Genomic DNA, 19757 nt, shown 5'->3' with positions numbered 1-19757 from the left:
GTGCACCGTCGAGGCCTGCATCCTCCTTCGGGGCCTCTTCCGGGTTCTAGATGTGATGTCCAGGGACGTTGGTCAATCGGCTGATGGGTGGTTGGTCTCCGATGGCGCTGTGGGCTCGGTGGTGATTGTAGAAGTGAAGCCAGCCTGGGAGGGCTGCTCGACGTTCGGCTTCTGAGTTGTAGAAGCGTGCGTAGGCCCATCCCTCGCCCAGGGTCCGGTGGAAACGCTCGATCTTCCCGTTGGTCTGGGGCCGGTACGGACGGGTCCGTTTGTGCTTGATGTTGAGGTCTGCGCAGGCGTCGCGCCAGGCGAAGGAGCGGTAACAGCTGCCGTTGTCGGAGAGAACGCGTTCGACGGTGACGCCGTGCTCGGTGAACCAAGCCACTGCTCGCTGTAGGACCCCGACGGCGGTGTCGGCCTTCTCGTCGGTGCAGATCTCGACGTAGGCGAGGCGTGAGTGGTCATCGATCACGGTGTGCGCGAATGCTTTGCCGGTACGTGGCTTGTAGTCGGCACCTTTCGGGAGCCCTGTGGTGGCGCGTTTGTTGCGTTCGCCTTGCTGGCGGCCGACGTAGCGGTGGCCGCCGCCGTCGGGGATGTTGCCGAACTTGGTGACATCGACGTGGATCAGCGAACCCGGGTGCGGATGTTCATAGCGGCGTATCGGTTCACCGGTGGCTCGGTCGATGTGGGAAAGCCGGTTGATCCGGCAGCGCACCAGCACGGCGTGCACGGTCGAAGCCGGCATCGCGAGCCGGCCGGCGATCTGGACCGGGCCGAGGCGGTGTCGCCACCGCAGGCGCACGATCTGGCGGACCAGGTCCGGGCTGGTCTGAGTCGGGCTGGTGCGTGGTCGTGAACTGCGGTCGCGCATGCCGGCCGGACCCTCGGCCCGGTACCGGTCAGCCCACTTCTTCGCGGTACGTGGGGCAACCATGAACATCTTGGCTGCGGCAGCGTAGGTCCACCGGCGCTCGACAACGAGCTGGGCGAGTCGTAAACGAGCGCGTGGGGTCAGGGCAGCGTTAGCGTGGGACACGAAGGCCTCCGGTCGGTGAAGTGTGTGAACTAGACAGCTCCACTTCACAACCGGAGGCCTTCACCTCTCAGCAGACTCACCGTCCCAGGGCGGTACAACCTCCCTGGACATCACATCTAGAGCAGGCTGGTGGCATCGTGGTCGTGGGTCGGGACGATCCGCATCTGGTGGCGAGCCAGATGAAGGCGGTGGAGAGCGGCGAAGGCGGCGTCTCGGTCTTCGTCGACGAAGTCTCCCGGGAACGACGGCTTCTGCCTGATCAGGTCGACCTGGTCGTAGTGCCAGGCGGCGTCGCCAGCGATCAGGACCCACCCCGTGGCGGTTCGGGCGAGGACCCCGATGCTTCCCGGCGTGTGGCCGGCGAGGTCGACCAGGATGACCGAGCCGTCGCCGAACATGTCGTGGGAGGCGGTGAAGGTCGCGACGGGCGGCCCACCGAGGTCGTACGTCTCGACGGACCGTCCGTCGGTCAGGGCGGGGCGCACTCCCCCGACAGGTGCGGGCCCGGGGCCGAGGATCCAGTCGCGCTCGATGGTGCGCAGGTGCACCGGGAGGCTGGGCAGGTCCAGGAGGCCGCAGACGTGATCCCAGTGGGCGTGGGTGGGGAGGGCGAAGTCGGGCCGCACCTGGGCGGCGCGCAGCGAGTCGACGGTGGCCACCGTGTCTGCCGGCGGTGCGACCAGGCGGCGAAGCATGCCGGGGAGCTCTGCCAGGGCTCGCTCGGGAGCGTCGCGGCAGTAGGACGGATCGACGACGAACGTGGCGTCGGGATGCTCGACGACGAAGCCGGTCATCGCATTCCGGACGCGGCGTAGGGGCCCGGCGCCCTCGATGATGCCGCCGGCGGGCAGGGCACGTGAGACCTGCGGCAACGGACGCACCGTGACGGTTCGGTCTCCCCGGGGCAGGCCGGCGTCGCTGATCGAGGCGAGGAGCCGGTCGTCGGGTCGCCGGGGCCGCAGCAGGCCGCGGCCGAACCCGCTCAGAGCGCCGAACAGGTCGCGGGGCGAGAGGGCGGCAGAAGAAGCAGTCGCATCGCTGGTCACATCGGGAACGTACCGACACCGCCACGGGATGCCATCCGCCCACGGTAGGAACGACATGCGAACATCACAGACATGACGAAGATCGACCTGCCGTTCGACCTCGACTCGTTCCCGTGGCGTACGCGTCGCTGGGTGAGGCAGGGAGTGAACCGTACGTCTCGCTGGACCCGGAAGCTCGGCGGGCGGGTCGGGCCGGTCATCCCGAACACCTTGGCCACCGGAGGTGCGCACGACTGGACGCCGCAGGGGCTCGGCTATGACCCCGAGACCAACCTGCTGGCGCAGAGCTACTACTCCCACGACCGCGGATCGGCGCTCGTCCTGGTCGACCCGAAGTCGGGAGAGAACGCCGGCGAGGTGATCCTCGCGGGCTACCGGGGCAAGGCCGGCCCCGGCCACGCGGGCGGCGTCGCGATCGACGGTGACGACGTGTGGGTCTGCAAGGGCACCGGTGGCGCCGGCCGGCTCTACCGCTACTCGCTCTCCGCGATCCGTTCGGCGGAGAAGGGGGCCGAGGTCGAGCCGACCGAGCCTCCGGCGAAGGTGGCTGCCGGCTCCTACTGCCGACTGCGGGGAAACCGCCTCTACCTCGGCGGGTTCGGCAAGCAGACCCTCTTCGCCTACGAGAAGGCCGAGAGCGGCGAGTGGGACTTCTCCGAGCCGGTCGTCTCGACCACCACGCCTCCGAAGGTCCAAGGTGTCGTCGTCCGCCGCGACGAGTACGTCTTCTCCTCCTCGTTCGGCCGCCACCGCCCCAGCACCCTCTTCATCTGCGAGCGCACGTCCGACGGCGGCGTCGGCGCGGTGCGCCGCACCTTCAAGTTCCCCAACATGGCCGAGGCCATCGTCGAGGTCGACGGCGAGCTCATCGCCACCTACGAGTCGGGCGCCTCGCCCTACAGCCGCCCCTCGGCGTACGGCTTCGGGCTCCTGACCGGCCGGATGTGGGCGAGCACCCACATGACCTGCACCCCCATCGCCGCCCTCGGTCTGGAGCCCGACCCCGAGGCCGGTTGATTTCGGCCGGTTGATTTCGTACGGCTCCCAGCAGGCCGGTACGCTTGCCGCGTCTCACCGGGCAGCGATGTCCGACACGACCAGCAGGAGAAGACATGAAGAAGCTCGTCCTCGTAGTGCTGGCCGGAGCCGGCATCATCCTCGCCAAGAAGAAGCTCGACCAGTCCAGCCCCGAGAAGGGCAACTGGTCCGACGCGACCGACACGGTGAGGTGACCGGCGCAGACCGCTCGGGGCATTGGCGCAATTGGTAGCGCACCTGCTTTGCAAGCAGGGGGTTAGGGGTTCGAGTCCCCTATGCTCCACCAACTCTGACCAGGCACAACGCGAAAGCGCGCAAGCCGGAGTCAGTGGCCGGAGGGCCACATCCTGACGAACTACCTGACGACGCTGTGTCGTCTTTGAGAACCCGTGGGCGGGGATCCAACTGCGTACGCGCTCAATCGATGCCCGGGCCGGGGCTAGGAAAAGCGCAGATGTGACGTCGGCCACACCATGGGACGCTTCCGGAGCCAACGGCGGCTGATCACGATCCGCGTGACCACAGCCGAGAGCCGCCGCGGAAGGAACCCACATGGAGACCCCTGAAGCCCCTCGTCCCGCCGGCCGGTTGTCGCGACGCTCGGCCTTGACGGCCGCACTCGGCGTGGCGGGGGCCACGTCGCTGGCGGCCACCACCCCTGGTGCTGCCGCGGCGGACCCGGGACAGGCGGTCGGACGCGGCCCGGTCGACGACCACGGTCCGCTGCCCACCGGGCCGTTGTGGACGTGGGCCGCGGCCGACGTCGCCCGCGCCGTGCGCACGCGCCGGGTGAGCAGCCGCCAGGTCACGGAGAGCTGCCTGACCCGGCTTCGCGAGGTCAACCCGACCGTGAACGCGGTCGCGGAGAGCCTGGAGGACGAGGCGCTCGCGGCGGCTGACGCCGCCGATGCGCAGGTGCGCGCGGGAGCGACGCTCGGCGTGCTCCACGGGGTGCCCGTGACGGTCAAGATCAACGTCGATCTCGCCGGGCACGCCACCACCAACGGAGTGGTCGCCTACCGCGACGCAGTCGTGGCCGAGGACAGTGCGCCGGTCGCGAACCTCCGCCGGGCCGGCGCCGTGATCCTGGGGCGCACCAACGTGCCCGCTTTCTCCTTCCGATGGTTCACCGACAACGACCTGCACGGTCGGACCGTCAACCCCTGGGACCCGAAGGTCACGCCGGGTGGGTCGAGCGGCGGCGCCGCGGTGGCCGTGGCCACCGGCATCGGCCCGCTGGCCCACGGCAGCGACATCGCGGGGTCGGTGCGCTACCCGGCCTGGGCGTGCGGCGTCAGCGGGCTGCGACCGACGATGGGCCGGGTCGCGGCGTTCAACCCGTCGACGGCCGAGGTTCCCCGGACGATGATGACCCAGCTGATGTCGACGCAGGGCCTTCTCGCCCGAACGGTGGGCGACCTCCGGATCGGCCTGGAGGCTCTGGCGCTCCGTGACGTGCGTGATCCGGGGTGGACCGCTGTCCCCGCGCCGGAGAGCGTGCCCGAGCCTCCGCGGCGCGCTGCGGTGCTGACCCTGCCCGGAGGCGACGACTCCGTCGACGCATCCGTACGAGAGGCAGTGCGCCGTGCCACCACGGCGCTGCGACGGGCCGGCTACGGGATCGACGAGGTCGAGCTCCCTCACCTCGCCGAGCTGGCCGACCTCTGGTCGCCGCTCGTCATGGCCGAGAGCCGATACGGCTTCGCCGCGGCGGTGGAGAAGGACGGTGACCAGGCCATCAAGACGGCCCTGAAGACGTGGCTGGAGGTCACCCCCGACCTCAGCCTCGCCGACTTCTCCACGAAGCTGGGTCAGCGCGAGGTCTACCAGCGTGAGTGGCGCCGGCTCCTCCAGGACTACGCGGTCGTGGTCACGCCGGTCTCCCTGCGGTCCCAGTTCCCGGTGGACCTGGACCAGCAGGGCCCGGACGCCTTCAGATCGATCCTGGCAGCGCAGCAGCCCATGCTCGCGCTGGCCATGCTCGGGCTGCCCGCCCTGAGCGTGCCGACGGGCCTGCACGACGGCTTGCCGATCGGTGTCCAGGTCGTGGCCGACCGGTTCCGCGAGGATCTCTGCTTCGAGGCCGGGGAGGCGATCCAGGACGGCATGGGCAAGGCGATGACCCCGATCGACCCACGCCGCGGCTGAGCGGCGAGGAGGGTCCCGGTCACGACGAGAGCAGAGCGGCGTACGAAGGCCGCAGCTCGTCGCTGCGGGCCGTGACCCGCTGGACGACGAGGGCAGCGGACTCCTCGGTCGGCGCGGTGGGGCCGTCGTCGAGGAGGTCGGTGAGCTGGTCGAGGCAGACGTGCCAGCCGACCGCGGTGTCGGTGTTGCCGGCGGAGCCGCCGAGCCACGTGGTGAAGGTGAGGCGGGTGCCGTCGTCGGTCGGCTCGAGCTCGAAACGGAGCAGGTCGGTGAGCTCGGCGCGACCGTCCATCCCCCAGGTGAGCTCGAAGACGTGGGGCGGGTCCCAGACGCGCAGCTCGCCTTCCGACACGTAGCTGCCCGGGTCCACCCCCATCCCGTCGAGCGCCTCGGTGGTGCTCGCCAGCTCCAGGCCCTCGGGCCAGAACGGGAGGCGCAGCCGCGCTCCGGAGGCTCGCTCCCCGACGATGTCGGTCGGGAACCAGTGGCGCAGGCCGTCCGGCTCGGTCAGTGCACGCCAGACCTTCTCCGGGGAGTGGCGGAGCAGGCGTACGTAGCGAAGGCCCGTCCGCTCGCCGTCGCGGAGCACGTCGCCCAACGGGCCTGTGGTGGTCTCGGTCATCTCAGTCCTCCAGGTGGTTGTCGAGCTCGTCGTCGAGCTGGTCCAGGTGCCTCTCGAGCGCGTCGAGGCGGCCCGCCCACATCCGGCGGTAGGGCATCAGCCACTCGTCGAGGTCGCGGAGCCGCTCGGGGTGGAGCCGGTAGTGGCGGCGCGGGCCGTCGATGCGCACGTGCACCAGATCTGCGTCACCCAGGGTGCGCAGGTGCTTGGACACGTTGGGCTGGGCGAGCCCGAGCGTCTCGACGAGCTCGCTCACCGCCATCTCGCGCTGGCAGAGCAGATCGAGGATCTGCCGACGCGTGGGGTCGGCGATCACGCTGAAGACGTCTCGGGTAGGCACGCATCTAATATGCCCAGACAGGAATATGCCTGTCAAGGCATGTCAGAACCAGAGGGCGTTGACCACCAGGCCGACCGTCGCGACGGCGAACAGGCCGGCCAGCACCCAGAGGATCATCGAGCCGTTCCCGGACAGCAGTGCGCGCCGGGGCGGCAGTGTGGAGTTGGTGACCCCCTTGCTCCTGCCGGCGCGTGACAGAGGCGGGGCGACGGGGGTCGAGGGGGCCGTAGGTGGCGAGATGCGACGCTCCTGCTCGTCACCCATCCAGTCGATGACGTCCTCGTCCTTGTCAGCGTCGTCGTCGGTGGGTGTGGGTTCGTACGCGCCGTGGCCGGTCGGTCGCCCCGTCAGTGCGAGCAGTTGCTCGGTGTCGGCGGCGAGCACCGCGTCCAGATGGGCCCGGGCCGGATGGTCGTCGGGAAGGTTGTCGAGGATCTGGGCGTATCGCTCGATCCGGTTGAGGAGCCGGGCTCGCCGGCTGCCGTTCTTGAACATCCAGGCGAGACACGCGAGCGCCACCGCGAAGAGTCCCGAGATGATCGCTGCGCCCATGGGCCGGAGCGTAGTGGCGCCGGTCGGTTCCCGCTATCAAAGCAGCAGTCAGGCAACTGTTGAACCGCAATGTCGATACATTCCCTAAACAGGTTCACGGCCTTTGCGCAAGGGGCCTAATACCTATCGTCTCGTTATTTGGACCTATCACTCGTTTGAATTCCGTACGGCGGAACAAAGTAGATGACAAGTAAGGCAATCCTTTGGTGGGAACGCCAGATTTCACTCTGACAAACCCTCGCCACAATGTCCGAAAGGTCAATGTTGTGGGCACACAGTCCGTAGTCACCAGGGTCGAGATGACCCCAGCAGAGTCCGAGGCCGCAGCGAAGCTGGCGGCGTCCCTGCTCGCCCGGTTCGAGAGCCCGGTCTCCTCCGAGTTCCTCGAGACCGCGCCGTTCCTCGGTGGTGAGCTTCCCGCCAGTGTCGCCCAGGCGATCCGCGCGTTCCGTTACGGCGACGCGACCGGCGCGCTGGTCGTGAGCGGGCTTCCGGTCGACGCCGGCCCGACCCCGCCGCACTGGAACCACCCCGACGCGCAGAAGCCGCACGCGGCCGACTTCTGGCTCGCGCTGATCATGGCCCAGCTCGGTGACGCCGTCTCGTGGTCGTCGCTGCAGGGCGGCCAGCTGGTCAACAACATCCTGCCGATCCAGAAGCAGGAGAGCCTGCAGACCGGCCACAGCAGCGACGTCCTCCTCGACCTGCACATCGAGGACGCGTTCAGCGACCTGCGCTGCGACCACCTCGGTCTGATCGCCCTGCGCAACCACGACCTGATCCCGACCACCGCGGTCGGCATCAGCTCGATCGACGTCACCGGCCCCGAATACGCTCCGCTGTTCGAGCCTCGCTTCGTGATCCACCCCGACGACGAGCACCTGCGCAACCTTCGCCTGGCCGGTGTCAACGAGGACGAGCTCCTCGCCGTGCCGACCGCGGTGCTCTCCGGCTCGCCGCAGGCACCCGACGTACGCCTCGACCCGCCCTACATGGCGGCGCTGCCCGGCGACGTCGAGGCCGACCGCGCGCTCCAGCTGCTGATCATGGAGCTCTCCGCCAACGTCGAGGATGTCGCGCTCGCGCCCGGTGAGGTGCTCATCGTCGACAACCACCGCGCCCTGCACGGCCGCAAGCCGTTCACGGCCCGCTACGACGGCACCGACCGCTGGCTGCGTCGTCTCACGACGGTGAAGGACCTGCGCCGCAGCCGGGTCGCTCGTTCCGAGGCTTCCTCGCGGATCATCGATCCCGTGCTCGAGCCTTTCCCCGAATCCCTTGAGCTCACCAGCGCCGGACGCTGAACGCTCGGGATCCAGGAGGCCGCAGGCATCATGCCTGCGGCCTCCATCTATTTTCGATACTTCCGTATGCCGTCCCGGGGATCGGCGATACTCATCACGTGAACGCGAGGCGATGGGGCATCCCGGTGCTGGCTGCGGTGTCCCTGGCGTTGGCCGGCTGCGGCGACGACAGCGCGCCGAAGAAGCCGGCGGCTGCTCCCACGCAGGAGTCCTACCCTGCGTACGAGGCCACGATGGACCCGGCCCAGGCCGCGATGACGCTCGTGCCGGTGGGTGCGAAGACGCTGTCGGTGACCGACTACGACGAGGTGAAGTCGCTCTTCGGGCTCGAAGACGTCACCAGCAGGTCGAGTCCGGCCGACCAGCAGGATCTGTGGAGACGGGCCGACAAGGAGGCAGCCCAGGTCAGTGGCGGGGTGCTCCGGGGCGTCGACCAGCGACTGCGCGACTCGTTCAGGTGGGGTGCGGCCGACGTGGTCTGGGAGGCGAGGTTCGCCGGCGGCGCGAAGACCGGCTTCGTCATCAGGGTCGCCGACCAGGTGGATCCCGCGAAAGCCATCAAGGCCGGTGTCGGTCCGTTGAAGGGTGCGACCTTCGACTCGAAGACCCATCTGATCACCAAGAACACCGCGGCCGCCGACGTCGAGAACTGGGCGGCTCACGACGACATCGTCGCCGTTGCCGGAGGGCCGGCGACCTCGACCTACGTCGTCAAGGGGTGCGCCGAGGGCGGCCCCGAGGAGAAGACCAGGCTGGCGCCCGTGACGAGCTATTCGGTCGAGTTCGGCGGAGGGCTGGCCACCGTGCGCCTCGGCGAAGACCGTGACGACCTGTTCTACCGGCTCGCGCTGGGAGACCAGGACGCGGCGTACAAGAAGGTCTTCACCGACGGGGTCGCCGACCCGTCGTCCGGGCGGATCGGGTTTCGGGTGACCGATCCGGTGCGCGCGGCCGAGCTGGTGAAGGCAGAGGCCGTCCCATTCGCCGTCTGTGACTGACCACCCGTACTCTGGTAGCGCTATGGCCGCCCAGACCCGTCCCCCACGGAGCATCTTCTCCCCCCGGATGTGGGGTGCTCACCTGCTGGTGCTGGTCTTCGTATCGGGCGCGGTCCTCCTCGGCATCTGGCAGTACCAGTCGAGCCAGGAGGACAAGCAGGACCAGATCGCCCAGCTGGTGCATGCGAAGCCGAAGACGTTCGCCGACGTGATCGGGCACAACGACGCCTTCCCCTGGGAGCAGATCGGGCGCCCGGTGACCGTCTCCGGCATCTGGATGCCCGACGAGACCATCTTCATCGACGGGATGGAGCGCGGCTCGCAGGTGGGCTTCTGGGCCGTCACGCCGGTGCTCGTCGAGGACACCGAGTCGGCCGTCTACGTCGTACGCGGCTGGACCCCCGAGGTCGGCAGCGCGCCGCCCGCGCCGCGTGGCCACGTGACCGTCACCGGATGGCTGCAGCCCAGTGACTGGACCGATGTCGCCGACGACCGCAAGTCCGACAACATCTATCCGCAGCTCGACATCTCCGACCTGATCTCCCGCACCAGCTACGACCTCTACAGCGCCTACGTCGTGCGCGCTCCGATCGAGGACGGCTGGCCGGCCAGCTCGATGCCGGTCAACGACGGTGCCACCGATGTCGCGGAGGTGCCTGCTCCCAAGCTGCCCGAGCCGGAGGCGACCGCCGGACTGCGCAACCTGCTCTACGCGATCGAGTGGTGGCTGTTCGCGGTCTTCGGGATCTACGTGTGGTGGCGCTACGTGCGCGACACCCTGCACCCGCGCCCCGACGAGGACGACGATGACGCCGATGACGACGATGACGCCGTCGACGACAGCCACAGCGAAGCAGACCCTGAGAGAACGCCTCAGGATGCGGGCGTACGCTCAGACGCGTGAACAAGCTGTTCAGCACCTACAAGGTGCTTGCGTACGTCGTCGGTGTGCTGCTGCTCGTGGGCACCATCTGCTCGCTGCTCAAGTATCTGCTGCCCGAGGGCAGCGCGCTGCAGTCCTTCGGTGACGCGATGACGCCGCTGTGGGTCGCCCACGGCTGGATCTTCATCGTCTACGTGATCGTCGCGTTCCTGCTGACGCAGAAGGCGCGCTGGACGGTGCCGGAGTTCCTGCTGATGATGATCGCCGGCCTGGTGCCCGGGTTGATCTTCTGGGTCGAGCGTCGCGTCGCCAGCCGCATCGCTCCCAAGCTGGCGGAGAGCGCGGCCTCCTGATCACAGGGCCGCCACCGGCACTGTGGGAGGATCGGGACGTTATATCCCGCATCAATCCCAATGTCGGAAGGGCAGGTCATGGCTGACCAGAAGGCCATCCTCCACACCAATCACGGTGACATCACGATCACGTTGTTCCCCAACCACGCTCCGGAGACGGTGGCCAACTTCGTTGGCCTCGCGACCGGGTCGAAGGACTACAACGACGACGCCGGCCGCAGCGGCGTGCCGTACTACGACGGCCTCGGCTTCCACCGGGTCATCCCCGGGTTCATGATCCAGGGCGGTTGCCCGCTGGGCACCGGCACCGGTGGTCCGGGCTACGAGTTCAAGGACGAGCCGCACCCCGAGCTCACCTTCGACAAGCCCTACCTGCTCGCGATGGCCAACGCCGGCCCGGGCACCAACGGCTCGCAGTTCTTCATCACCACCGGCCAGGCGCCGTGGCTCAACTTCAAGCACACCATCTTCGGTGAGGTCGAGGACGAGGCGTCGAAGAAGGCCGTCGACTCGATCTCCGGCACCAAGACCGGTCCGATGGACCGTCCGGTCGAGCCGGTCGTCATCGAGAAGGTCGAGATCGTCTAGTTGTCCGACACGGCCCCGGTCGGGGCGCCGGTCTGCTATCGGCACCCCGACCGTGAGACACATATCCGCTGTCAGCGCTGCAGCCGCTCGATCTGCCCTGACTGCATGACGGGTGCCTCGGTCGGCTTCCAGTGCCCCGAGTGCGTGCGTGAGGGGCGGAAGTCCGTACGCCAGCCCAAGCGCTTCACGGGAGCGCGAGTGAGCTTCCGGGCGCTCCCGGTGACCTTCACGCTGCTCGGCGTCAACGTGCTCGTCTGGATCGCCATCTTCCTGACCGGCAGGTCGGGCTCGAAGCTCGTCGACCTGATCGCGCTGCGATTCGGTGGCTCGTGCGTCGCCGACGACGGCAACGGCTACTTTCCCAACGTCTCCAGCGACCAGGTCTGCTCGTCGCTGCAGAGCAGCGGCGCGGCCGCTCACTGGGTGCTCGGTGTCGATGACGGCGCGGTCTGGCAGCTGCTGACCTCCGCGTTCACCCACGTCTCGATCATCCATCTGGCCGTGAACATGCTGTCGCTCTACATGCTCGGCTCTTTTCTCGAGCCGATCGTGGGCCGGTTGCGGTTCCTGGCCTTCTACCTGATCTCCGGCCTGGCCGGGTCGGCGCTGGTGGTCTGGGCCGCCGCGCCGGCCGCATCGACGGTCGGCGCCTCCGGCGCGATCTTCGGCCTGCTGGGTGTGCTGGTCGTGCTCTTCGTCAGAGCCGGCCAGTCGCTCGCTCCGCTGCTGCCGGTGCTGCTGATCAACGCCGGCATCACGTTCTTCGGCCAAGGCATCTCGTGGCAGGGCCACGTCGGCGGTTTCGTCGGCGGGCTCGTCGTCGCGGGCATCTTCACCACGCTCCGGGCCGACCGGAAGGCGCCGTTGCAATGGGCTGCCCTGGGCGGGTTCGTGTTGGTGCTGCTTGCTCTGGTCGGCGTACGAATTCTGGTGTTCTGACCGCTTCGAAACAGGTGTTTTCGAGGCGTTTTCGGAGGGTCAACAAATCCACAGGTGTGGAGTAACCTGTGGAGAACTACATGGCTGTAAGCAAAGCAAAGCGGCGCAACCTCAAGGGTTGCGCCGCTTTGTCGCTGTCTCGGGGAGGGGTCACTCCCACTTCGTGGCGAAGGTGAAGCCCACCGCCATGAATCCGATGCCGACCAGCAGGTTCTTCTGACCGAGATCGTTGAAGACCCAGATCTTGTCGAGGTGGTCGTTGGCGAAGACGTAGAAGACGCAGATCCAGATCAGCCCGATGAGGAAGCAGCCGAGCATGCCGATGACCACGCCGCGCCCGCGGCCCAGCGGCGTCTTCGGGTGGGCGGCGAAGGCCAGGCCCGCGAAGAGCAGGATGAAGCCGATGAGGTAGTTCCACCCCTCGAGCTTCTGGACGGGCTTCGGGCCGGTGAAGTCGCCACCGATCTCGTTGGGGCGCACCCCGACGTAGTAGTAGGCGATCCAGCCGATGCCCAGGGCGATCAGCAGCAGTGCGATCCCGAAGCGGGGAGTGACGATCGGTTCCTTGGGCAGGTCGAGATCACTCTTCTTCGAGAGCTTGAGCTTGGCCACGGGTGATGCTCCTCAGACAAATATGATTGCTGCGCATACCCTAATGGTCGTGAGCTCCGGAACCCAGGCGAACCCCACCCCTGAACGAAAGCGTTGGTCGCGCGCGACCGCATGGAGGGTCGGCACCCCGATCGTGGTGCTGCTCTGTGGCGGGCTGCTCGCGGTGAGCTTCGTGAACGCCGACGGCACCGATCTGCGCCCAGGCCGCTACGAGGACCTGACGACGCTGGTCGACGGTGAGCGGTTCCGATACAACCGCCTCGAGGCCCAGTTGGCCGAAACGCAGAGCGAGGTCGACCAGCTCACCAGCGGCGTCACCGACAAGGGCGTCAAGAAGCTCCAGGGCCAGTCCAAGAAGCTCGCCGACCCGGCCGGCACCTCCGACCGCAGCGGCGCGGGCATGCAGATCGTGCTGGGCGACGCGCCCTCGCAGGCACAGAAGGAGTACGAGGGCGACGACCCCAACTCGCTCGTCGTGCACCAGCAGGACATCCAGGCCGTCGTCAACGCGCTGTGGTCCGGCGGCGCCCAGGCGATCACGATCGCCGGCAAGCGGATCATCACCACCACCGGCATCAAGTGCTCCGGCAGCACGGTGCAGCTCGACGGCGTGCCCTACCCCCAGCCGTACGTCATCGAGGCCGTCGGCGATCCAGCCCGGCTGCAGGCGGCGATCGACCGCGACGAGCACGTCCAGAACTACCGTGCCGACGCCCGCGACCCCAACGTGCAGATCGGCTGGAACCTCAAGCCGCTGACCTACCTCACCGCCCCGGCCTACGACGGCCTGCTCGACGTGAAATACGCGAAGCCCCTGCCTCAGGACAAGTAAGACAGGGGCTTCGGAGCCAGCAGACCAGGAGGCCGGTCAGGGAGCCGCCGGTTCACTCGGCGGCAGGGCCGGGTCACACGTCGGCGGGTCACCGGGCTCGGCGGTCTGGGTCGTCGGAGCCGCCGGGTCGTCGGGGTTCGGCACGATCGTCTGGCAGCTCGGCAGGGTCGGCGGCGTGGACGACTCCTCCTTCGTCGAGACGAAGATGATCACGTCGCTGTCCTTGGCGAGCTCCGTGCCCTTGCGTGGCGTCTGCTCGACGACGGTGTCCTTGGGCTTGTCGGTGTTGGGCTCGTCCTTGCGTACGGGGGTGAACCCGGCGTTGCGGATCAGCTCCTCCGCCTCGGCGACCGTCTTGCCGACCACGTCGGGCACCGACTTCGGGCCCTTGGCGACCGTGAGAGTGACGACCGTCGACGAACCGGTGGTGACGCTCTGGCCGTCGACCGGGTCGGACTTGATCACGGTGCCCTTGTCCTCGTCGGAGGCGACGGTCTTGATCTTCACCGTGAACTTGTAGGGATCACCCTCGAGCAGTTCCTTGGCCGTCTTCTGCGGTGACCCGACGACGTTGGGCATCTCCCGGTTGGGTGGCCCGGTGGAGACCGTCAGCGTGACGGTGCTGCCCTCCTCGGCTTCCTGGCCGGCGGGCGGGTTCTGGGAGATCACCACACCCACGGCGACCGTGTCGCTGGGCTCCTGCTTGATCTGACCCTTCAGCTTGGCCGCGCTCAGCTCGATCATCGCCTTCTCCTGGGTGAGACCGGCGACGTCGGGGGTCGGGGTGGTCTGCGGGCCGAGAGCGGTCGGCAGGAAGTAGGCGCCCACCGCGATCAGCCCGATGATGATCAGGCCGAGCAGCACCAGCACCCACGGGCGAGGGCCGGCGGGCCGGTCGTCCTGCGGGTAGTAGCCACCGGTGGTGGGGTCGCCGCTGTAGGGCCCGGCCGCGACCGCACGGTTCTGGGCGACCTGGGTCTGGTCGAAGCTCGGCGGCACGACGGCCTGGACCGGCCGGCCCGCAAGGTAGCGCTCGATGTCGGTGCGCATCTCCTGCGCCGACTGGTAGCGGTCCTCGACGCGCTTGGCCAGCGACTTCATCACGATCGCGTCGATCTCGCGGGTGAGCGTCGGGTCGTGGGCAGAGGGAGGCTGGGCCTGCTCGCGTACGTGCTGGTAGGCCACCGAGACCGGCGAGTCACCCACGAACGGCGGCCGCCCGGTCAGCAGCTCGTAGAGGAGACAGCCGGCCGAGTAGACGTCGGAGCGGGAGTCGACCTGCTCGCCACGGGCCTGCTCGGGGCTGAGGTATTGGGCGGTGCCGACCACGGCCGCGGTCTGGGTCATCGTCGACTGGGCGTCGTTGAGCGCCCGGGCGATGCCGAAGTCCATCACCTTCACGTCACCGGCCGGGGTCAGCATGACGTTGCCCGGCTTGATGTCGCGGTGGATGATGCCGTTGCGGTGGCTGTAGTCGAGTGCGTTGAGCACGTCGGAACTGATCTCCAGCGCCCGCTCCGGCAGGATCTTGCGACCCTCGCGGAGCACGTCGCGCAGCGTGCGGCCGGCGACGTGCTCCATCACGATGTAGGGCTGGGCGACGCCGTCGTCGCTCTTCTCCTCGCCGGTGTCGTAGACCGACACGATCGCGGGGTGGTTGAGCTTGGCCGACGACTGCGCCTCGCGCCGGAACCGCGCCTGGAACGTGGCATCGCTGGCCAGATCCATCCGCAGGCGCTTGATCGCGACCACGCGCCCGAGGCGGTGGTCGGTGCCCTTGCGCACCTCCGCCATCCCGCCTCGGCCGAGCAGCTCGGCGACCTCGTAACGTCCGGCGAGGAGTGCTGGCTCCTGGGTGTTCACGTGAGCTCCCCCGTCGCGTGACAGGTGGACGGATCAGCCATTGCCGCCGCCCCCGTTGCCATTGCCGTTGCCGTTGCCGTTCGTCTCCTCGTCACCGGGAAGCTCCGGGAAGACCCAGCCGTCGGACGACTCCGACGCGGAGGGATCCTCCTCCGGCGTCTCCTCCTCGGTCGGCTCCTCGGTGGGAGTGGGGTCGACCTCGGGGCGCTCGCCGTAGTAGCGGATCGTGATCGTGTCGCCCTCGTAGAGGTTGCGGGTCGGGTCGAGGCCGGAGACGGTGTCGGGCTCGTGGCTGCCGTCGTTCTGCTGCACCGAGACCTTGGGGTCGAGGCCGAGGTCGCTCATCGAGTCGCGTACGTCGTCGACGTTGTCGCCGATGTAGTCGTCCTCGTTGATCTCGACCGACTTGGGCTCCTCCTCGGCCGCAGCGGTGGGCGTCGGCTCGGCCGATGTCGAGGGTGGCGTCGACGCATCGCTGGTGGGTGAGTCGTCAGGGCCGCCGGCGAGGGCGGAGAAGATCCAGATGACCGCGAGGATGACTGCGACCAGCAGCACCAGAACCACGATGTTGAACGGGTTCTTGTACCAGGGCTTCTTCTCGTCGTCGTAGTTCTCGTACGGGTCCTGGTAGCGCGGCGGGCCGTCGGGAGGCGTCGTCGGGCCGGCGGCACCCATGGGCACGTAGCTGGGCGACGGAGGCTGGGCGACCGGGTCCATGACGGCCGTGGCGGTCGGGTCGGGGGTAGGCGGAGCCACCATCGTGGTGGCGTCGGCGCCCGCGTCAGGACCGCCACCGTGGCCGACCATCGCCGAGGTGAACGCGGCCGCGTCGGCGTAGCGGAGGCTCGGGTCCTTCTGCAGGCTCCGCATCACGATCGCGGACAGCTCTGCCGGCACGTGGTCGGGCAGCGGCGGCACCGGGTCGTGCAGGTGCGCGATCGCGGTGGCGACCGGGGTCTCCTTCTGGAACGGCCGATAGCCGGCCAGGCACTCGAAGGCGACGACGCCGAGCGAGTAGACGTCGGAGGCCGGGGTGGCCTTCTCGCCGCGGGCCTGCTCGGGGCTGAGGTATTGCGGCGTGCCCATCACCTGGCCGGTGCCGGTGATGCCGGTCGACGCCTGGGCGCGCGCGATGCCGAAGTCGGTGACCTTGACCTTGCGGGCCGGGGTGATCAGCAGGTTGGCGGGCTTGACGTCGCGGTGCACGATGCCGGCCCGGTGGGCGGCGGCCAGCGCGTCGCCGGCCTGACCGAGCAGGTCGCGTACGACCTCGGGGTCGAGGGGGCGGCCGTCGCGCAGCAGCTCGGAGAGCGGCTTGTGGTCGACCAGCTCCATCACCAGGAACGGACGCATCAGGCCCGACGCGGTCGGCATCTCGCCGACGTCGTAGACGGCCACCACGTTGGGGTGGTGCAGGGCGGCGGCGTGCTTGGCCTCGGACTCGAAACGAGACCGGCCGATCGGGTCCTCGGCGTGCTCGGGCTTGAGGAGCTTGATCGCGACCTCGCGGTTGAGCGTCGTGTCGGTCGCCCGCCACACCTCGCCCATGCCGCCGGTGCCGATGAGCTCGTGGAATACGTAACGACTCATGAGATCGCTGCCTCCATCATGGCCTTGGCGATTGGGCCGCCCAGCCGCCCGCCGGCGATGTCGCTGCGGGCGGTGCCGCTCTTCTGGACCATCACGGCAACCGCGATGGACGGGTTCTCCGCCGGAGCGAACGAGGTGAACCAGGCGTACGGTGCGCGCTCCTCGCTGCTCTGCGCGGTGCCGGTCTTGCCGGCGACGCTCACGCCTGGGATGGCCGCCGGTGCCGCCGTGCCGTTCTCGACGGTGCTGACCATCATCTCGGTGAGACCCTCTGCGGTCTTGTTCGACACCGCCGGCTGATCCTCGATCTCGGTGGGGTTGCCCTGGTCGATGACGTCGAGCGAGGACGACGTCACCCGGTTGACGAGGTAGGGCTTCATCACGGTGCCGCCGTTGGCGATGCCGGCCGAGACCATCGCCATCTGCAGCGGGGTGGCCTTGACGTTGTACTGCCCGATCGCGCTGTAGGCGCGGAACGGCGCGGCGTCGAGCTTGTCGAGATCGTCGGTGAGCGTGCTCGTCGCCTGGTTGGGCAGGTCGGTCAGGTACTTCTGGCCGAAGCCGAACTTCTTCGCCTGCTCGTTCATCTGCTCCTTGTTCAGGTCGATGCCGAGCTGACCGAAGGCCGTGTTGCACGAGACCTCGAGCGCGCGGGTCAGGGTGATCTGGTCGCCGCCGCAGGACCCGCCGCTCTCGTTGGGAAGGTTCTTGTCGCTCTGCGGCAGATCCAGGACCGCGCCGCCGTACACCTTGCTGTCGGGGTCCTTGTCGAGCTCTTCCATGGCGGCTGCCGCGGTGACCAGCTTGAAGGTCGATCCCGGCGGGAGCGCGGTCTGGACGGAGCGGTTGAGCAGCGGCTCGTTGTCGTCGCCCGCGAGCTGGTCGTAGGACTTCTTCGCGGCACCGAAGTCGTGGGTCGCCAGCTTGTTGGGGTTGTAGGAGGGCGTCGATGCCATCGCCAGGATGCGGCCGGTCTTCGGGTCGAGCGCGACCGCCGATGCCTGGACGTCGTCACCCAGGGCGGTCAGACCGTCGTAGGCGGCGTTCTGGACCTTCGCGTCGATGGTGAGCTCGACGTTGCCGCCCGACGGCTCGGAGTTGGTGACCAGGTCGATCAGCCGGTTGGTGAAGAGCCGGTCGTCCTTGCCGGAGAGCACGTCGTTCTGCGACCGCTCGATGCCGGTCTGGCCGTAGGAGTAGGAGAGGAAGCCGGTGAGCGGGGCGTACTTCTTGCCGCCGGGGTAGGTGCGCTGCCACTTGAACGTGTCGTCGCTCGGCTCGCTGGTGACGATCGCCTTCTTGCCGACCAGGATGTCACCGCGCTGGCGCGAGTAGGCCTCTTCGGTGACCCGCCGGTTGTCGGCGCGGTCGTTGTACCAGTTGGCCTTGAAGAACTGCACGTACGTCAGGTTCAGCATCAGCGCCACGAACAGGATCAGGCAGCCCACGCTCAGCGTGCGGATAGGGCGGTTCACGCGACCACCTCCGTAGCGCAAGCGCCAATGTACGGACGCGGTCGCGTGTTGAAATCGTGGTGCGCTCGCTTACGCTCGCTCACAGCTTCATCGCCCCTTTGTCGAGCTTGACGATCTGGGTCTCCTCAGCAGCGAGATCTTCATCGGACGGCGCCGTCGGCAGTGGGCGGCGGGACTGGTCCGAGACGCGCAACAGCAGAGCCACGATCACCCAGTTGGCGACCAGCGAAGATCCACCATACGAGAGGAACGGCGTGGTCAGACCAGTCAGCGGGATGAGCCCGGTCACGCCACCGACGACGACGAAGGTCTGCAGCGCGATCGAGGTGGCCAGGCCGACCGAGAGCAGCTTGCCGAAGTCGTCGCGGGCGACGATCGCCGTGCGCAGGCCGCGCTCGACGATCAGGCCGTAGCAGAGCAGCAGGGCCAGGAGGGCGGTCAGGCCCAGCTCCTCGCCGATCGCGGGGAAGATGAAGTCGGAGTTGGCGTAGGGGATCCGCCAGGGCTGGCCGGAGCCGAAGCCCCGCCCGATCATGCCGCCCCAGGACATCCCGAACAGGCCCTGGACCAGCTGCTCGGAGGACGTGCCGTTGACCGGCTCCGGGTAGTACTTGAACGGGTCGAGCCAGGTCAGCACCCGGACGCGGACGTGGCTGAAGAGGCTGATCGCGGAGAAGACGCCGCCGGCGAAGAGCAGGCCGCCGACGACGATCCAGCCCTTGCGCTCGGTCGCGACGTACAACGTGACCACGAAGAGGCCGTAGAAGAGCAGGCTGGAGCCGAGGTCGCGCTGCAGCACCAGGATCGCCAGGCTGATCGCCCACATCATCAGCAACGGACCGAGGTCGCGACCACGCGGCAGATCGATGCGGACGATGCGGCGTCCGGCGAGCGCCAGCGCGTCGCGGTGGACCGCCAGATAGCCGGCGAAGCAGATCACCAGCATCACCTTGGCGACCTCGCCCGGCTGGAAGCTGACCGGCCCGAGGTTGATCCAGATGCGGGCGCCGTTGATCGTCTTACCGATCAGCGGGAGCATCGGCAGGATCAGCATGACCACGGCGGCGAGGCCGGCGGTGTAGGTGAACCGCTGCAGCATGCGGTGGTCGGGCACCACGAAGAGCGTGATCAGGAACAGGACGACGCCGATCGTCATCCAGACCAGCTGCTGACGGGCGAAGGAGTCGGACTCGTTCGTGCCGGCGGCCAGGTCGAGACGGTGGATGATCGCCAGGCCGAACCCGTTGAGCATCGCCACCAGCGGAAGCAGCACCGGGTCGGCGTACGGAGCCATGAGGCGTACGCCGATATGGGCTGCCAGCAGGATCACGATCAGCCACGTGCCGTAGCCGACGATGTCGACCGGGATCTTCTCCTGCACGCCCAGCCCGACGGCTGCGTAGGCCCCGACGCCGACCACGAGGGCCAGGATCATCAGGACCAGCTCCGCCCCCCGGCGGGACCGGTGGACGAAGACGGGCATCGAGGTCGCCGGGGTGAACCCGCTCATCGAATACCCCGCAACGGGCTGTGCT

20 protein-coding genes and 1 tRNA gene are annotated in these 19757 nt (G+C 68.3%); 11 read left to right on the top strand and 10 right to left on the bottom strand.

Annotation, left to right across the window (positions count from 1 at the left end):
* Positions 1-46: 46 nt before the first annotated feature.
* Positions 47-1039: an IS481 family transposase gene (locus FB381_RS00825; RefSeq protein ID WP_141778534.1), complete on the bottom strand. Its 993-nt coding sequence runs from the start codon at positions 1037-1039 to the stop codon at positions 47-49.
* 116 nt (positions 1040-1155) lie between these two features.
* Complete coding sequence (locus FB381_RS00820) at positions 1156-2085, bottom strand: MBL fold metallo-hydrolase (protein WP_141778533.1); 930 nt, start codon at positions 2083-2085, stop codon at positions 1156-1158.
* Between the two features lie 72 nt (positions 2086-2157).
* On the opposite strand from FB381_RS00820, the gene FB381_RS00815 reads away from it, so the two are divergent.
* The 4 genes from FB381_RS00815 to FB381_RS00805 all read left to right on the top strand — a co-directional run bounded on the left by FB381_RS00815 (position 2158) and on the right by FB381_RS00805 (position 5271).
* Positions 2158-3102 carry a hypothetical protein gene (locus FB381_RS00815; RefSeq protein WP_141778532.1) on the top strand — a complete coding sequence of 315 codons (945 nt, stop codon included), beginning with the start codon at positions 2158-2160 and terminating at the stop codon, positions 3100-3102.
* 95 nt (positions 3103-3197) lie between these two features.
* A complete protein-coding gene (locus FB381_RS24015) occupies positions 3198-3317 on the top strand; it encodes a DLW-39 family protein (RefSeq protein WP_211352288.1) in 120 nt (39 codons plus the stop codon).
* Positions 3318-3333: 16 nt separating this feature from the next.
* A tRNA-Ala gene (locus FB381_RS00810) sits at positions 3334-3409 on the top strand.
* A 266-nt stretch (positions 3410-3675) separates the two neighbouring features.
* Positions 3676-5271: an amidase family protein gene (locus FB381_RS00805; protein WP_141778531.1), complete on the top strand. Its 1596-nt coding sequence runs from the start codon at positions 3676-3678 to the stop codon at positions 5269-5271.
* A gap of 19 nt (positions 5272-5290) precedes the next feature.
* On the opposite strand, the gene FB381_RS00800 is transcribed toward FB381_RS00805, so the two are convergent.
* From FB381_RS00800 to FB381_RS00790, 3 genes are read right to left on the bottom strand one after another with little or no spacing between them, the layout of a single operon-like run.
* The gene (locus FB381_RS00800) at positions 5291-5893 is read right to left on the bottom strand and encodes an SRPBCC domain-containing protein (protein ID WP_141778530.1); all 603 of its coding nucleotides are present in this window, start codon (positions 5891-5893) and stop codon (positions 5291-5293) included.
* A gap of 1 nt (position 5894) precedes the next feature.
* A complete protein-coding gene (locus FB381_RS00795; protein WP_141778529.1) occupies positions 5895-6233 on the bottom strand; it encodes an ArsR/SmtB family transcription factor in 339 nt (112 codons plus the stop codon).
* Between the two features lie 42 nt (positions 6234-6275).
* Positions 6276-6785: a hypothetical protein gene (locus tag FB381_RS00790; RefSeq protein WP_141778528.1), complete on the bottom strand. Its 510-nt coding sequence runs from the start codon at positions 6783-6785 to the stop codon at positions 6276-6278.
* A gap of 299 nt (positions 6786-7084) precedes the next feature.
* Between FB381_RS00790 and FB381_RS00785 the strand changes: the two genes are divergently transcribed.
* From FB381_RS00785 to FB381_RS00760, 6 genes are all read left to right on the top strand, one after another.
* Positions 7085-8089, top strand: a complete 1005-nt coding sequence (locus FB381_RS00785) for a TauD/TfdA family dioxygenase (RefSeq protein WP_141778527.1) — start codon at positions 7085-7087, stop codon at positions 8087-8089.
* A gap of 98 nt (positions 8090-8187) precedes the next feature.
* Complete coding sequence (locus FB381_RS00780; RefSeq protein ID WP_141778526.1) at positions 8188-9087, top strand: hypothetical protein; 900 nt, start codon at positions 8188-8190, stop codon at positions 9085-9087.
* Between the two features lie 22 nt (positions 9088-9109).
* On the top strand, positions 9110-9991 hold the full coding sequence (locus FB381_RS00775) for an SURF1 family protein (RefSeq protein WP_141778525.1): 882 nt from the start codon (positions 9110-9112) through the stop codon (positions 9989-9991).
* Positions 9988-10323, top strand: a complete 336-nt coding sequence (locus FB381_RS00770) for a DUF3817 domain-containing protein (protein ID WP_141778524.1) — start codon at positions 9988-9990, stop codon at positions 10321-10323. Before FB381_RS00775 ends, FB381_RS00770 begins: the two co-directional genes overlap by 4 nt.
* A gap of 78 nt (positions 10324-10401) precedes the next feature.
* The gene (locus tag FB381_RS00765) at positions 10402-10911 is read left to right on the top strand and encodes a peptidylprolyl isomerase (RefSeq protein WP_141778523.1); all 510 of its coding nucleotides are present in this window, start codon (positions 10402-10404) and stop codon (positions 10909-10911) included.
* A 105-nt stretch (positions 10912-11016) separates the two neighbouring features.
* Positions 11017-11850, top strand: coding sequence for a rhomboid family intramembrane serine protease (locus tag FB381_RS00760; protein ID WP_246087898.1), 834 nt, complete (start codon positions 11017-11019; stop codon positions 11848-11850).
* Between the two features lie 150 nt (positions 11851-12000).
* On the opposite strand, the gene FB381_RS00755 is transcribed toward FB381_RS00760, so the two are convergent.
* Positions 12001-12462 carry a cell division protein CrgA gene (locus tag FB381_RS00755; RefSeq protein ID WP_141778521.1) on the bottom strand — a complete coding sequence of 154 codons (462 nt, stop codon included), beginning with the start codon at positions 12460-12462 and terminating at the stop codon, positions 12001-12003.
* A gap of 43 nt (positions 12463-12505) precedes the next feature.
* On the opposite strand from FB381_RS00755, the gene FB381_RS00750 reads away from it, so the two are divergent.
* Positions 12506-13294: a DUF881 domain-containing protein gene (locus FB381_RS00750; protein WP_141778520.1), complete on the top strand. Its 789-nt coding sequence runs from the start codon at positions 12506-12508 to the stop codon at positions 13292-13294.
* 36 nt (positions 13295-13330) lie between these two features.
* Here FB381_RS00750 and pknB read toward each other — a convergent pair whose 3' ends face one another.
* The 4 genes from pknB to FB381_RS00730 all read right to left on the bottom strand — a co-directional run bounded on the left by pknB (position 13331) and on the right by FB381_RS00730 (position 19732).
* Positions 13331-15157 carry a Stk1 family PASTA domain-containing Ser/Thr kinase gene (pknB, locus tag FB381_RS00745; RefSeq protein ID WP_141778519.1) on the bottom strand — a complete coding sequence of 609 codons (1827 nt, stop codon included), beginning with the start codon at positions 15155-15157 and terminating at the stop codon, positions 13331-13333.
* 33 nt (positions 15158-15190) lie between these two features.
* Positions 15191-16747, bottom strand: coding sequence for a serine/threonine-protein kinase (locus tag FB381_RS00740; RefSeq protein WP_141778518.1), 1557 nt, complete (start codon positions 16745-16747; stop codon positions 15191-15193).
* Positions 16744-18222, bottom strand: a complete 1479-nt coding sequence (locus FB381_RS00735; protein WP_141778517.1) for a peptidoglycan D,D-transpeptidase FtsI family protein — start codon at positions 18220-18222, stop codon at positions 16744-16746. Before FB381_RS00735 ends, FB381_RS00740 begins: the two co-directional genes overlap by 4 nt.
* Before the next feature lie 79 nt (positions 18223-18301).
* Positions 18302-19732 carry an FtsW/RodA/SpoVE family cell cycle protein gene (locus FB381_RS00730; RefSeq protein ID WP_141778516.1) on the bottom strand — a complete coding sequence of 477 codons (1431 nt, stop codon included), beginning with the start codon at positions 19730-19732 and terminating at the stop codon, positions 18302-18304.
* Positions 19733-19757 lie beyond the last annotated feature (25 nt).

Origin of the sequence: Nocardioides albertanoniae, from assembly GCF_006716315.1 — a bacterium.
In the GTDB taxonomy this organism is placed as follows: domain Bacteria; phylum Actinomycetota; class Actinomycetes; order Propionibacteriales; family Nocardioidaceae; genus Nocardioides; species Nocardioides albertanoniae.
This window is presented reverse-complemented; position numbering and strand designations above follow the sequence as displayed.

Coding starts and splice junctions, on each gene's coding strand:
- FB381_RS00815 (WP_141778532.1), top strand. CDS start 2,158: ATGACGAAGATCGACCTGCCGTTCGACCTCGACTCGTTCCCGTGGCGT.
- FB381_RS24015 (WP_211352288.1), top strand. CDS start 3,198: ATGAAGAAGCTCGTCCTCGTAGTGCTGGCCGGAGCCGGCATCATCCTC.
- FB381_RS00805 (WP_141778531.1), top strand. CDS start 3,676: ATGGAGACCCCTGAAGCCCCTCGTCCCGCCGGCCGGTTGTCGCGACGC.
- FB381_RS00800 (WP_141778530.1), bottom strand. CDS start 5,893: ATGACCGAGACCACCACAGGCCCGTTGGGCGACGTGCTCCGCGACGGC.
- FB381_RS00790 (WP_141778528.1), bottom strand. CDS start 6,785: ATGGGCGCAGCGATCATCTCGGGACTCTTCGCGGTGGCGCTCGCGTGT.
- FB381_RS00785 (WP_141778527.1), top strand. CDS start 7,085: ATGACCCCAGCAGAGTCCGAGGCCGCAGCGAAGCTGGCGGCGTCCCTG.
- FB381_RS00775 (WP_141778525.1), top strand. CDS start 9,110: ATGGCCGCCCAGACCCGTCCCCCACGGAGCATCTTCTCCCCCCGGATG.
- FB381_RS00765 (WP_141778523.1), top strand. CDS start 10,402: ATGGCTGACCAGAAGGCCATCCTCCACACCAATCACGGTGACATCACG.
- FB381_RS00760 (WP_246087898.1), top strand. CDS start 11,017: ATGACGGGTGCCTCGGTCGGCTTCCAGTGCCCCGAGTGCGTGCGTGAG.
- FB381_RS00750 (WP_141778520.1), top strand. CDS start 12,506: ATGGTCGTGAGCTCCGGAACCCAGGCGAACCCCACCCCTGAACGAAAG.
- FB381_RS00740 (WP_141778518.1), bottom strand. CDS start 16,747: ATGAGTCGTTACGTATTCCACGAGCTCATCGGCACCGGCGGCATGGGC.
- FB381_RS00730 (WP_141778516.1), bottom strand. CDS start 19,732: ATGAGCGGGTTCACCCCGGCGACCTCGATGCCCGTCTTCGTCCACCGG.